This window comes from Mycobacterium sp. NGS56 (assembly GCF_059812425.1).
Genome location: NZ_JCALCQ010000003.1, coordinates 24,825 through 37,742, shown reverse-complemented (window position 1 = coordinate 37,742; position 12,918 = coordinate 24,825). Strand labels below are relative to the sequence as shown.

Sequence of the window (12,918 nt, the reverse complement as noted above, 5' to 3'; positions counted from 1 at the left end):
GAGTAAGACATATCAAGGCAGAGGACTAGCGGCCCTCCCCCTCTGTCTTCACCCGTTCGCCGGGCGCCTGAGAGATTCGGCGCGCGATGCCGCGTGCGCGCCTTTCCCCATCGGCGGGTGCGGGCCACAGGGGTCCACACCGCTTTCCAGAGGCATCATGATTTCGTGCGGTCCGGGTGCCTGAGAGGTTGACGGAGAGGTGTTGCTCCTTCGGCGTCCGTGGCTGGCAGCCACGAAACTCTCCCGCTCGATTGCGATGCGCAGCCCAGTTTACCCGGCCGCGTACGGCCCGGTCGCGGGCGCGCCGTCAGCCGATCTTGCGGTCGCGGTGCTTGCGCCGGGACGCCAGTTCGTCCTCGGGCTCGGCGATCGACTCGCCGCCGTCGGCTCTTTCGCCGGGGAAGTCCGCGATGACGCCGGTCAGCTCGCGCATGGCGCCCGACACGGCGATGCCGAAGACGCCCTGCCCGCCCTGCAACAAATCGACGACCTCTTCGGCCGACGTGCACTCGTAGACGGTGGTGCCGTCGGAGAACAGGGTGATGTTGGCCAGATCCTGGACGCCACGCTGACGCAGATGATCGACCGCGACGCGGATGTTGTGCAACGAGATTCCGGTGTCGAGCAGCCGTTTGACGATTTTGAGGACCAGGATGTCCTTGAACGAATAGAGCCGCTGGCTGCCGGAGCCCGCCGCGCTACGGATCGACGGCACCACCAGCGAGGTGCGCGCCCAGTAGTCCAGCTGCCGGTAGGTGATGCCGGCAATTTGGCAGGCACTCGGACCGCGGTAGCCGACCAGCTCGTCGGGCACGGAGTCGTCCGGGAAAAGCCCGGGCTGCACGGGCGCGCTGGCCACGGAGACACCGCGGTCACTGGTCGCCGGGCTGCCGCTCTCAGCTAGGTTGACCTGCTCTTGGCGTGGCTGCTCGCTCACGGTGGTTCCTCTCCGCGATCGCGCTCTCGTCGTTAGCTGCGTCCCTGGCTGCAGTGCAGCCACGTTTGCTCAGGCCCGAGTGCTAGTAGAGCTTACGCTTTCCGATAGCCGCCGCGCCTGTAGTCGCGAACAAAGTATGGACGCCGCGGGGCCAAGTGGGCGGGCTATCCGTCAGCGTGTCGACATCGTGGCGTGGTTCGAGATGGATCCGTGATGTCGCTTTTCAGGCTAGACCAGCCGCCCCGCGGTTCCCAAGTGCTGGTCGAGGCAGGTTTTCGTTAGGTGGCTTTGAAATCGTCGGGAGACACGCTATCGAGAAATTCTTTGAACTTCTCCACCTCGTCCTCCCGGACCGCGGTGCCACCTTCCTCGTCACTCTCATCGGGGATCAAAAGGCCGGCTTGGGCGAGCACGCCTTCTTCGACATAGATCGGAACGCCGACACGTAGTGCGATCGCGACCGAGTCGGACGGACGGGCCGACACGGTGATGTTGCGGTCGAATACCAGGTCAGCGTAGAAAGTGCCCTCTTGCAGATCAACGATCCGCACCTCTTTCAGCGAATGCCCAAGCGCGGCAATGACATCCCTGATCAGATCGTGCGTCAACGGGCGCGGGGGCTCAACGCCTTGCTGCTCGAGCGCGATGGCCGCGGCCTCCGACTGACCGATCCAGATCGGAAGGTAACGATCACCGTTCGTTTCGCGCAGTAACAGCACCGGCTGGTTCTGCGGCTGCTCGACGCGAATGCCGACAACACGAACTTCACCCATTTGTGTCTGCCCTCCGCATTAGTGGCGCCGGTCGGCTTGGTGATCGCCAGGGACGGCGAGGTTCAAAGTTCCGCGCTGCTGCCGAAAACCAAGCTGTCGACCGAAGTCTAGTCCTCAGCGATCCAGTACGTCGCGAACGGCGGATTTGATCAACGACGTGTGCAACGTGATGGCGAGCGCCGCGACTTCGCGGGCCAAATCGTCGGCGCGATCGCGTGCGCCGGCCTTGCCGGCCTTGACTACCGGTCCGGCGATTTGCGCGATCAGGTCCGACTGCCGATCGGCGGCCGAGCGGAAAGCGCGCAAATGTCGCGGTTCGACACCGTAATCCGACAGCGCCTGGGCACATTGCAGGATGACGACCGCATGCTCGTCGAAGAAACCGGCGGGTCCGGTGGTGATGACTCCCGCTTTGAGTAGCGCGGTCAGCAGGTCGTCCTTGACGCCCGCGCGGTTCAGCAGTTCTTCGCGGCTCAGCCGGACGTGGGTGGGGGTCACCGCCGAGGTGTCGGAGCCCGCATCCACCCCAGCGGCCTCCCCGGTTCCCGCCACGGATACCAGGCGCGGGGCGGAATAAGACGTTCGGACGGGCGGCAGTTCGCCGTCGGGTTGGGCGTCCAATTGCGCCCTGATGACCTTCAGCGGCAGGTAGTGATCGCGTTGCGCGGTAAGGATGAACCGCAACCGTGCGCAGTCGTACGCGGTGAACCTTCGATACCCCGACGCGGCCCGCTGCGGCGTCACCAGCCCCTCGGCCTCCAGGAAGCGGATCTTGGAGATGGTGACATCGGGGAAGTCCGGCCTCAGCAGTTCCAGGACCGCCCCAATCGACATCCCGGCCAGTGCCGAGCTATCGGGTGCGCTCACTAGCCTGAAGATCCTCCATCCTCACCCTGCTTGGGTCCGGTCAGAAACACCAAGCGGAACTTGCCGATCTGCACCTCGTCACCGTTGGCAAGCACCGCGGAGTCCACGGGCTCACGGTTGACGTAGGTGCCGTTGAGACTACCAACGTCGACCACGCTGAATTCGTCGTTTTCCAACCTGAATTCGGCGTGCCGACGGCTGACGGTGACGTCGTCGAGGAAAATGTCGCTGTCGGGGTGCCGGCCGGCGGACGTGGTGGGTTGGTCCAGCAAAAAGCGAGAGCCCGCGTTCGGTCCCCGCTTGACGACCAGCAACGCCGAGCCGGCGGGGAGTCCCTCGACTCCGGACACCGCACTCTCGGTTCCCGCTTGTGCGGGAGCGTCCAGCTCGTTGAGGAAGTCGGCACGGAAGACAGAAGTCGTCTCTACCGTGACTTCGTCCGAATTCTGGTCTTGCTGATTTCCTGAGTCCATGTCCGTCACGCGCTGCTCCTCACTGGCTGCTGTGGCGTTGTCTGCCCGGGCCGCTCGGCCGGCTTTCGCACCGGGATTCTTCGCCCGGAATGCCGTTTACTGCCGTCTTCTACTTGCAAGTGTCTTTCAGATGTTTTTCAGGGTCTTCGAAGGTGTTCAAAGGTCGATCTGTCGACGGTACCGCGCACGGGCTTGCAATGCGCCCACCACCTGACGATCCGAAACATCGACTCCCCCGCGTACCCTGGGTGCACCGCTCGCTCGCCGGGCGGGGCTGCAGGGACATTAGCAACCGTCATTCGGTCAGGGTTCCGCGGTAGGCCTCGGCGTCCAGCAGCGAAGAAATCGTCGACTCCAATTCGCCGACGTCGGATACCTGCACATCCAGCAGCCAGCCAGCGCCGTACGGGTCGGAGTTCACCAGTTGCGGACTGCCGTCCAGATCGCTGTTGACCGCAGAAACCTTGCCGGACACCGGCGCGTATAGGTCGGACACCGATTTCGTGGACTCGACCTCACCGAAGGATTCGCCTGCGGTCAATTCGTCGCCCACGTCGGGCAGTTGAACGAAGACGACATCGCCCAACGCGGACTGCGCGAAATCGGTGATGCCCACTCGCACGGTGTCATCCCCGCTGCGGCGAACCCATTCGTGTTCAGCGGTGTAGCGCAGATCGGGTGGGATATCGCTCACGGGAGATCCTGTTCTGTTTGGGCGGTGCTCACTTGACGGGCTGAGCGTATTGGTGTGGTTTTGGTTGTCGCAAGGTGGTCACGTCCAACCGGTCGGCCTGCTGGACGGACATTCGCGCACCGACACGCTTGACAGTGTCCTGCGCACCACCGGGAATGTTCATGGCCGCGGCGAGGGTGGGTGGATCGCCAATCGCCAGAATCGAATACGACGGCGACAGTGTTTTGGAGTCGATCGTCAGCGACCCAGGCATACCCACGACCCACGTGTCGACACCTACTCGCACCGATTGGTGCGCGTCGTTGACTTCGATGGCCTCGGCGCCGGCAGCCCGCAGCTCATTGATCACGTCGAGCATCGCCTCGGGCGAAACTCCGGGCCCGGGGTCGTCGATGGTGACGGTAACGCCGGGCCCGGTGGCGCCGACTGCTCCGACCAGAATGGACAGCGCCGCCAGCCTGGACTGCGCGGATCGAATCGCGGCCTGGTCGTTGTTTCCGGACGCCTGCAACGAATTCAGCGTGTTCTGTAGCTCGTTCACCTCGGTGTTGAGCGTGCCTTCGCGTTGTCGCAACGAATCCAGCAGCACCAGAAGGTCTGCGGGGCGGGCCGTCTCGAGTGAGTCACCCGACTCGGTCTGGCGCACCTGGGTGACGATGGCCAGGCCGAGCAGCAGGCAGAGCATGGCGGCCAGCGTCCCGAAGGCCATCCGGGACCGACCGCCGAGCGCCATGCCGGATAGCCCGGTGCGGTGCACCGGGCCGATTTCGGGACGCGGGCTTTTCGCGGCAAGTTCGTGGCGGCCGCGCGGCGCGCCCGGTTCCGGCGGCGCAGCGGTTCCGGCGTCACCGGGCCCGGTTGGCCCGTCAGCACTTTGACCGCCGGCGGCGCGTTGGCCGGCGGCGCGGTCTTGCGGATCCTGGCTCACGTTCACCTCGACTGCGTTACGCCCCGAACAGCCTACGGCGCAGGGCGGCGGCATTGCCGAAGATGCGGATACCCAGCACGACGATGATGGCGGTGGACAGCTGCGTCCCCACGCCCAGCTGATCGCCGACATAGACGATCAGCGCGGCAACAAAGACGTTGAACACGAAGGAAACGACGAAGACCTTCGGATCGAAAATCCGTTCCAGATAGGCACGTAACCCGCCGAACACCGCGTCCAGCGCCGCGACCACCGCGATCGGCAGGTAGGGCTGGACGACTTCTGGCACTGCGGGGTGAAAAACCAGGCCGAGCACGATGCCGATCGCCAGTGCTGCGATACCGATCATGCTTGGTTTCCCGTCCGCGTCTCACACACGAGGATGTGTCTGTCGAGGACTTTTCTCACTGTGGCCCAATCTGCTTGGCGAACTTGACATCCCGGATCGATCCGGCAGGAAGCGTTAGTCCGTCGGCGGCATCCACCGTAACGACGACACCGTAGGAGATCTGCAGCAACCTCAGTCGCTGCATTCCGGGACTGTTGTCGAAGACATCGCGCATGGCGCGTGGCGGCCCGATCGCCAGGACTGTGTACGGACTGCTTGTCGGGTTGTTGTCGACGAGGATCGCGCCGCCGGCTTGCCGAATGGTCACGTTCGGCCCGATCCGCACACCGCCCACGGAAATGGCCTCGGCACCACTCGCCCACAACGAGTTGACCAGCAGCTGCAGATCGCGGTCCAGGATGATTTGCCTACTGCCGTTGACCCGCTGCTTCGACACGTCGGAAAGGTTCGGACTGGCACCGGGATCGGTGACTGTCACCTTCAGGCCCGGCCCGATGACCGCCGTGCTGGCGGCCGCCAGGCTGAGCGCGTCAAGCCGTTTCAATAGCCGCTGTCCCTGGGCGTCTTCGGCCAGGGCGTGGCGCTGCACGTCGTCGACGCGTGTCGCGAGCTCGCTACGGCGCTTATTCAGCTTGGCCGCGGAGCTTTCCGTCGACCTCACATGGCCCAAGAGCAGCTGCTGCGCGGAGCGCACCCCGGGCGCCACCGAGCGGGCCTGCGCGACCGCGGCGGCGAAAACCGTCGCGATCAGCAGCGCCGCCGCGGCCTGCCAGAGCCAACCGAACACTCGCCGGCGTCCGCTGCGTGGCGCGTCGCCAGTGCTCCGTTTGGCCGCCGCCGCGGCATATCCGGGGTCCAGGTGCTCGGACAGCAGCGCGCGCAACAGCGACGGCACGGGGATCTGCTTGGGACGCGACGCCACATGAGCGCCATGGCCGGCGTTGGGGTCGTAACCGCCGAGCAGACGGTCCGCGTCAGCCATGGTCAGCCACCTTCGCCGACTCCGACGGCCGAGAATCGCGGTCGACCTTGGGCATGCGTCGCAGCACGAGAATCATCTGCACCGCGTACTGCACGAACGCCCACAGGTAGGCGTACATACCCCAGATCAAAAAGGCCCAACCGCAGGCCCCGATCACGCGGCTCCAGAGCGCGTCCCAGGTGCCCAGCAGCACCAGCGGAAAGCCGGACATCAACGCGAACGTCGCGGCCTTGCCGATGTAGGTCACCGGCAACGCGGACAGCCCGCGACTCCACAGCAGGGGCAGTGTGGTAGCCAACAGACCGTCGCGCGCGAGCAGGACGATGACGAACCACCACGGCACGATCCCGCCGAAGGCCAGCACGACGGGCACCGCGATCATGTAGAGGCGGTCGACGGCCGGGTCAAGCAGCACCCCCAGCCGTGAGGATTGATTGAGCAGCCGGGCGATCTTGCCGTCGGCCCAGTCCGAGGCGCCGCTGAACATCAGAATCGCGACCGCCCATCCGTTGGCGTGCGCGACCACCAGGACGTAGACGAACACCGGGATCAGCGCCAGGCGGACAGCGCTGAGCACGTTGGGCACCGTCAGCACGCGGTTGGGCGGTAGCACCGGCTCCATGAGCCGTGACCTTAACCCGGCGACGATGCGGTCCGCACGACGGACCGCTGAGGAGCAGCGCAGTCAGCCGTAGCCGAACACCGAACGCCCGGCTCGGCGCACACTCGAACTCGAACGCGGCCGGCCGCGCGCCGGCGTGACTGCGCTCAGCGGAACACCCCGGGCAGGCTCAGGGTGGACAACGTGTCGTCCGACAGCGGGTTGTCGTTGACCATGTAGGTCCACGTCGACGTCGGCCGCGCCAGCTTGGACAGGTCCAGTCCGGGCTCCTCCTCGAGCACGTTCGCGGTTTCGAACGTCTGCTGGGCCGCCTCGATCGCGTCCGCGGCCAGCGACGCGAACGCGTCGACCGCCAACCGATGAAATTCGTCCAGCGGGTTTTGCCGACCCAGCGCCCGCAGATGAATGCTCTCCCGGATGTCGGCCAGGTACGCCAGGTGATCGGCCCAGCCGCGGTCGAGGTGATAGAGCATGATCTGCCGGCAGATGATCTCCAGGCGCTCTTCGGAGATTCCTTCGGTCTCGGCCAGCTCCTTGTAGCGCTTGGGCGCCAGCTCGGCGAGTTCCTCACGCGCGGTTGGGTTGCGCAGCAACGTGTTACGCCGGTCAACGATGATGGCTCGCTGCTGGGCGATCAACTGGTTGTAGCGCCAGGTGTTCGCGTGCACATCCAGCATGCGGCCCTCCGCCACGCGCTGGGCGTGGTCGAGCAGGCCCGCGGCCTTGGAGCTGACGATCTTGCCGTCCTCGTCGGTTTCCATCGGCAGCTTGTTGTGGTCGAGGTTGGCGGCGACCACGTCGTCTTCCCAACTCGAGAAGAACACCGACGATCCCGGGTCGCCCTGCCGCCCGGCGCGGCCGCGCAGCTGGTTGTCCAGACGCTCGGTGTGGTGCCGCCCGGTCCCGACGACGTGCAGCCCACCGAGCTCGGCGACCCGGTCGTGGTCGGCTTCGTCGGAGCCGCCGAGGCGGATGTCGGTACCGCGCCCGGCCATCTGGGTCGAGACGGTGACGGCGCCGAACTTGCCGGCCTCGGCGATCACCTGGGCCTCCTCGGCGTCGTTTTTGGCGTTCAGCACCACCGCGGGTACGCCGCGGCGTAGCAGCCGCTCGTGCAGGTCCTCGGATTCGGCCACGTCGCGGGTGCCCACCAGCACCGGCTGCCCCGTCTCGTTCACCTCGACGATGTGCGCGACGATCGCGTCGTTCTTGGCCGCAGCGGTGATGTAGACGCGGTCGGACTCGTCTTCACGGATGTTGGGCTCGTTCGGCGGAATCGGTGAAACTCCGAGCTTGTAGAACTGGCGCAGCTGCTCGCCTGCGGCCAGCGCGGTGCCGGTCATGCCGCACACGGTCGCGTAGCGGTTGATCAGCGCCTGCACCGTGATGGTGTCGAGCACCTCACCGGTTTCGGTGGTCTCGATGCCCTCCTTGGCCTCGACGGCGGCCTGCAGCCCGTCGGGCCAGCGCTGCAGCTGCGCGATGCGGCCGCGCGCGGCGTTGATCAGGTGCACCGCGTCGTCGCGGACGATGTAGTGCACATCGCGCTGCAGCAGCACGTGCGCGTGCAGCGCGACATTGATCTCGGTCAGGGTGGTGGCGACGTGTTCTTCGGAGTACAGGTCGATTCCGCCGAGCGCCTTCTCGACCTTGCGGGCGCCGACCTCGGTCAGGTGGACATTGCGGCTGTCGGCGTCGGTGTCGTAATCGGTGCCGGCCTCGAGCTGGCCGGCCAGCTCGATGATCTCGGGCCGCGGCGTCTCCCGGTGGGTGGTTCCGGCCAGCACCAGCGGCACCAGCGCCTCGTCGACCAGCACCGAGTCGGCCTCGTCGATCAGGGCCACATCGGGATTGGGCGATACCAGGTCGGCGACGTCGGTCACCAGTTGGTCGCGGAGCACGTCGAAGCCGATCTCGTTGACCGACGCGTAGGTGACGTCGCAGCCGTACGCGGCCCGGCGTTCCTCGCTGGTGGACTCGGCGGTGATCCAGCCGACGGTCAGGCCCATGGCCTCGATGGCCGGTCCCATCCATTCTGCGTCACGACGGGCCAGGTAGTCGTTGATGGTCACGACGTGCACGTGCCGCCCGGCCAGCGCGTACCCGGCCGCTGCGATCGCGCCCGCGAGCGTCTTGCCCTCACCGGTGGCCATCTCGATGACGTCGCCCGCCAGCATGCGTAATGCCCCGAGCAGCTGCACATCGAATGGACGCAGGGCGGTCGATCTTTCGCCCGCCTCCCGGGCGATGGCAAGGAATTGCGGGATGTCCTCGGAATCCGCGAGGTCATCGAGATTGAGCAGCCCGGCCGCCTTGCGTAGCTGTTCGTCGGTCAGGCCGGCCGCCTCGTCGTCGTACTCCGCGGAGTCGGTGACCTGGGTGAGAGAGCGGTTGCGGTCCTTTTCGGTGCTGGCACCGAGCAGCTTCCAAAAACGGCTGCTCAGCCGGCCGGGTTGAGTGCGGGTCGTCTTAGGCACAGGTCAACGGTACGCGGTGAGTCCCCGCGTACTCAGATCACTCGCCCGCGACGCAGGCCGCGCCGCGGCGTGATGCGGAGGTACCTCATCACGCGAGGTTGGAGCGGCGTGGATAGGCGACTGCGGGATCGGTGAGCACATTCACGACGGCGGGCAGCCCGCTGGCGAAGGCGCGCTCCAGCGCGGGCCGCAGCTCGGCGGGCGCGGCGACCAGTTCTCCGTGTCCGCCCAGCGCGCACGCCACCTCGTCGTAGCGCGTGCCCGGGCGCAGCTCCGCCACCACCGAATAGCCGTACAAGGCCTCCATGGGGTGTTTTTCCAGACCCCAGATTCCGTTGTTGCCGATCACGGACACGACCGGGACCTTGTGCCGAACCAAGGTGTCCCATTCCATGCCGCTGAAGCCGAATGCGCCGTCGCCCTGCAGCAGCACCACCTGGCGGTCCGGGCGGGCCAGCTTGGCGGCCAGTGCATAGCCGGGGCCCGAACCCAGGCAGCCGAACGGGCCGCTGTCCAGCCAGCAACCCGGGTGATAGCTGTCGATCACACGTCCGGCGTACGACCCGAAATCACCGGCGTCGATCACGACGATGGCGTCGCGATCCAGCATGGGTGCCAGTTCCGCGTACACCCGCATCGGGTGCAGTGGGGTGCGGTCGTCGGCGAGCTCGGCCTTCTCCTTGGCGCGCGACACGGTCTCGGCGGTTCGCAGTTCGCCGATCCAGCCTTGATGGTCGCTGCCCGTGGCGGGGGCCAGCGCCGCGAGAATCGTCAACAGGTCGCCGTAGAGCTCGGCCTGCACCGGCCGGGGGTGGGGCCGTTCGGGTTCTGCTCGGTCCACCACGATGAGCTGGGTTTGGGCCCCGAACACCGCGCCGAAGCCGAGGCGGAAGTCCATGGGCACGCCGATGATCAGCGCAACATCGGCCTCCCCCAACGCTTTTCCGCGAACCCGGGAGAACGCTAATGGGTGATCGGCGGGAACGGCGCCGCGGGCCATCCCGTTCATCAGCACCGGGATCTGGAGTTCTTCGGCAAGGCGGAGCAGGGCCGCTTCGCCGTGCCCCCACCACACGTTGGTGCCCGCCATGATCACCGGCCGCTTGGCCGCGGACAGCAGGGCGGCGGCCCGGCTCAGGTCCTCGCCGTCGGGGGCGGGCCCCGGTGCCAGGTCGACGAGGGCGCCGGGCCGGCCGTCATCGTCGGACATGGAGAACACGTGATCCATCGGGAAGTCCACGAAACCCACGCCCGACGGCGCACCGACCGCCGCGCGCAGCGCGTCGTCGACGAGCCGCCCGGCCTCGTCCGCCGACTGTGCGGTGGCGGCGAAGCGGGCCAGCGGCGCCACGAACGGCACGTGGTCGATCTCCTGCAACGAGCCCATCCCCCAGCGCTGCGCCGGCGCCCGGCCCCCCAGTACCAACAGCGGCGACTGGTTCTGCTGTGCCGCCGCCATCGCGCTCATCCCGTTGGTGACGCCTGGCCCCGCGGTCAGCGCGGCCACGCCCGGCGATCGCGTCACCTTCGACCAGCCCTCGGCCGCGAACGTCGCGGTCTGCTCGTGGCGCGTATCGACCAGCCGGATGCCCTCGTCGCGGCACCCGTCGTAGATGGAAAACAGGTGGCCGCCGGATAGCGTGAACACGGTGTCGACGCCGCTGGCCCGCAGGCGCCGCGCGACAAGCCGGCCGGCGTGCAATGTTTGTGCGGGGACGGCGTCGGTAGTCATGACCGCAGCCTATCCAGATCCGTCGGGTACCTTCGCCGAAGGATTTGAAGTTGAGGAGTGATTGACCACCTCGACGGTAAGGAGACTCGACGATGGGTCCGAAGCCCTTCAAGCCTTCGATCAACTGGTCGGCGGCACCCATTGATTCGTTGCGGTGGATCGCCATAGCGTGGCTGATCGGCGCTATCTGTCTGTTCGGGGTCCTACTGGCGTTCCGCTATCTCACGCCATGGGGCCGGCAGTTTTGGCGGATCACTCGCGGCTACTTCGTCGGCTCGGAGAGCATCAAGGTGTGGCTGATGCTTGGTGTGTTGCTGTTGTCGGTGTTGTTGTCGGTGCGATTGGTGGTGCTGCTCAGCTACCAGGGCAACGACTTGTATACCGGGGTGCAGAAGGCGGTCCAGGGCATGGCCGCCGATGACGACACCGTCAAACAGTCCGGGGTACATGGCTTTTGGATGTCACTTGCGATCTTCAGCGTGTTGGCGGTCCTTTACGTCATCCGGTTCGCGGCCGACGTCTATCTGACGCAGCGGTTCATCATCGCCTGGCGCATGTGGTTGACCTCCAACCTCACCGACGACTGGCTGGAGGGCCGGGCCTACTACCGAGATCTTTTCATCGACAACACCATCGACAACCCTGACCAGCGCATCCAGCAGGACATCGACATCTTCACCGCCAATGCCGGCGGCACCCCCAACATCCCGTCAAACGGGACGGGAAGCACGTTGCTGTTCGGAGCGGTCAACGCGGTGGCCTCGGTGATTTCGTTCGCCGCGATCCTGTGGCAGCTATCCGGGGACCTGAATCTCTTTGGCGTGGTGTTGCCGCGCGCGATGTTCTGGACGGTTCTGGTCTACGTGCTGATCGCGACCGTCGTTGCGGTTTGGCTTGGGCGCCCGCTGATTCGGCTGAGCTTCAACAATGAAAAGCTTAATGCGGCATTTCGTTACGCGCTGGTGAGGTTGCGGGACGCCGCAGAGGCGGTCGGCTTCTACCGCGGCGAGCGGGTCGAGCGGGCGCAGCTGTGGCAGCGCTTCACGCCGATCATCGGCAACTACCGCAATTTCGTCCGACGGACCATCATTTTCAACGGGTGGAACTGGTCGGTGTCGCAGGCAATTGTCCCTCTGCCGTGGGTGATTCAAGCGCCGCGGCTGTTCGCCGGCAAGATCGATTTCGGGGATGTAGGTCAGACGGCGACCGCATTCGGCAACATTCACGACTCACTGTCGTTCTTCCGCAACAACTATGACGCGTTCGCGGCCTTCCGGGCGGCGATCATCCGATTGCACGGGCTGGTGGACGCTAACAGCAAGGGCCGCGCGCTGCCAACCATTCTTGTCAAACCCAGCGAAGAGACCACGGTTGAGCTACGCGGCATCGAGGTGCGCACGCCGGAGGGCGACCAACTGGTCGACTCGCTGGATGTCCAGCTCGACCACGGCGACACCCTGGTGATCACCGGCCGCTCCGGCTCCGGCAAGACGACGCTGTTGCGCAGCCTGGCCGAACTGTGGCCGTACGCCTCGGGAACTTTATGCCGCCCGGACGGTGACAACGCGACGATGTTCCTGTCGCAGCTGCCGTATGTGCCGCTCGGCAACCTGCGCACCGTGGTCGCCTATCCGAATTCGCCGGACGACATTCCCGATGAGCTGCTGCATGACGTACTCACCAAAGTGGCGCTGGCGCCGCTGATCAACCGGCTGGATGAAGACCATGATTGGGCCAAGGTGCTCTCCCCCGGCGAGCAGCAGCGGGTCGCCTTTGCGCGTATCCTGCTCACCAAACCGAAGGCGGTCTTCCTCGACGAGGCCACCTCCGCGCTGGACGAGGGCCTGGAATTCGCGCTGTATCAATTGGTTCGGGCCGAGCTGCCGGAATGCGTCATGGTTAGCGTCAGCCACCGGCCCACCGTCGAGCAGCACCACGAGCAGCAGCTGCACCTGCTCGGTGGCGGCCCCTGGCAGTTGGGCCCGGTCGACAAGGAACCGGCACCGGTATAGCGCCAATCGGTTGCGGCAATCGAGGCCCGCTCGATTGCGGCGATCTTCGATGCCGGGCGGCGTTTGCTGTGG

At 66.0% G+C, this 12,918-nt stretch carries 12 protein-coding genes and 2 riboswitches; of the genes, 1 reads left to right on the top strand and 11 read right to left on the bottom strand.

Annotation, left to right across the window (positions count from 1 at the left end):
* Positions 1-32: 32 nt before the first annotated feature.
* Positions 33-158: riboswitch (glycine riboswitch) on the bottom strand.
* Positions 159-256, bottom strand: a riboswitch (glycine riboswitch).
* A 51-nt stretch (positions 257-307) separates the two neighbouring features.
* The 11 genes from AC5Y4F_RS10285 to AC5Y4F_RS10235 form a co-directional block, all read right to left on the bottom strand.
* Positions 308-937 carry a MerR family transcriptional regulator gene (locus AC5Y4F_RS10285; RefSeq protein WP_067938064.1) on the bottom strand — a complete coding sequence of 210 codons (630 nt, stop codon included), beginning with the start codon at positions 935-937 and terminating at the stop codon, positions 308-310.
* A gap of 278 nt (positions 938-1,215) precedes the next feature.
* The gene (locus tag AC5Y4F_RS10280) at positions 1,216-1,710 is read right to left on the bottom strand and encodes a bifunctional nuclease family protein (protein ID WP_007771374.1); all 495 of its coding nucleotides are present in this window, start codon (positions 1,708-1,710) and stop codon (positions 1,216-1,218) included.
* A gap of 114 nt (positions 1,711-1,824) precedes the next feature.
* The gene (gene ftsR, locus AC5Y4F_RS10275) at positions 1,825-2,577 is read right to left on the bottom strand and encodes a transcriptional regulator FtsR (protein WP_499996512.1); all 753 of its coding nucleotides are present in this window, start codon (positions 2,575-2,577) and stop codon (positions 1,825-1,827) included.
* Positions 2,577-3,050 carry a glycogen accumulation regulator GarA gene (garA, locus tag AC5Y4F_RS10270; protein ID WP_369829731.1) on the bottom strand — a complete coding sequence of 158 codons (474 nt, stop codon included), beginning with the start codon at positions 3,048-3,050 and terminating at the stop codon, positions 2,577-2,579. Before garA ends, ftsR begins: the two co-directional genes overlap by 1 nt.
* A 295-nt stretch (positions 3,051-3,345) precedes the next feature.
* The gene (gene gcvH / locus AC5Y4F_RS10265) at positions 3,346-3,744 is read right to left on the bottom strand and encodes a glycine cleavage system protein GcvH (protein WP_067938070.1); all 399 of its coding nucleotides are present in this window, start codon (positions 3,742-3,744) and stop codon (positions 3,346-3,348) included.
* A 28-nt stretch (positions 3,745-3,772) separates the two neighbouring features.
* Positions 3,773-4,672 (bottom strand): DUF881 domain-containing protein, encoded by a 900-nt coding sequence (locus tag AC5Y4F_RS10260; protein ID WP_499996511.1) that lies wholly within the window; start codon positions 4,670-4,672, stop codon positions 3,773-3,775.
* Positions 4,673-4,688: 16 nt separating this feature from the next.
* Entirely contained in the window at positions 4,689-5,021 is a 333-nt protein-coding gene (locus tag AC5Y4F_RS10255) for a small basic family protein (protein WP_064950365.1), read from the bottom strand.
* A gap of 55 nt (positions 5,022-5,076) precedes the next feature.
* The gene (locus AC5Y4F_RS10250) at positions 5,077-6,003 is read right to left on the bottom strand and encodes a DUF881 domain-containing protein (protein ID WP_499996509.1); all 927 of its coding nucleotides are present in this window, start codon (positions 6,001-6,003) and stop codon (positions 5,077-5,079) included.
* The gene (locus AC5Y4F_RS10245; RefSeq protein WP_499996507.1) at positions 5,996-6,625 is read right to left on the bottom strand and encodes a CDP-alcohol phosphatidyltransferase family protein; all 630 of its coding nucleotides are present in this window, start codon (positions 6,623-6,625) and stop codon (positions 5,996-5,998) included. The genes AC5Y4F_RS10250 and AC5Y4F_RS10245 overlap by 8 nt, the downstream gene beginning before the upstream one ends.
* Positions 6,626-6,771: 146 nt before the next feature.
* On the bottom strand, positions 6,772-9,102 hold the full coding sequence (secA2, locus tag AC5Y4F_RS10240) for an accessory Sec system translocase SecA2 (protein WP_499996505.1): 2,331 nt from the start codon (positions 9,100-9,102) through the stop codon (positions 6,772-6,774).
* Positions 9,103-9,190: 88 nt separating this feature from the next.
* The gene (locus AC5Y4F_RS10235) at positions 9,191-10,834 is read right to left on the bottom strand and encodes an acetolactate synthase (RefSeq protein WP_499996502.1); all 1,644 of its coding nucleotides are present in this window, start codon (positions 10,832-10,834) and stop codon (positions 9,191-9,193) included.
* Between the two features lie 92 nt (positions 10,835-10,926).
* On the opposite strand from AC5Y4F_RS10235, the gene bacA reads away from it, so the two are divergent.
* The gene (gene bacA / locus AC5Y4F_RS10230) at positions 10,927-12,846 is read left to right on the top strand and encodes a vitamin B12 ABC transporter pemease/ATP-binding protein BacA (RefSeq protein WP_499996501.1); all 1,920 of its coding nucleotides are present in this window, start codon (positions 10,927-10,929) and stop codon (positions 12,844-12,846) included.
* Positions 12,847-12,918: the final 72 nt, after the last annotated feature.

What these genes read in the sequence shown, in the direction of transcription:
- AC5Y4F_RS10280 (WP_007771374.1), bottom strand. Translation starts at nt 1,710, where the DNA reads ATGGGTGAAGTTCGTGTTGTCGGCATTCGCGTCGAGCAGCCGCAGAAC.
- garA (WP_369829731.1), bottom strand. Translation starts at nt 3,050, where the DNA reads ATGGACTCAGGAAATCAGCAAGACCAGAATTCGGACGAAGTCACGGTA.
- AC5Y4F_RS10255 (WP_064950365.1), bottom strand. Translation starts at nt 5,021, where the DNA reads ATGATCGGTATCGCAGCACTGGCGATCGGCATCGTGCTCGGCCTGGTT.
- AC5Y4F_RS10250 (WP_499996509.1), bottom strand. Translation starts at nt 6,003, where the DNA reads ATGGCTGACGCGGACCGTCTGCTCGGCGGTTACGACCCCAACGCCGGC.
- AC5Y4F_RS10245 (WP_499996507.1), bottom strand. Translation starts at nt 6,625, where the DNA reads ATGGAGCCGGTGCTACCGCCCAACCGCGTGCTGACGGTGCCCAACGTG.
- AC5Y4F_RS10235 (WP_499996502.1), bottom strand. Translation starts at nt 10,834, where the DNA reads ATGACTACCGACGCCGTCCCCGCACAAACATTGCACGCCGGCCGGCTT.
- bacA (WP_499996501.1), top strand. Translation starts at nt 10,927, where the DNA reads ATGGGTCCGAAGCCCTTCAAGCCTTCGATCAACTGGTCGGCGGCACCC.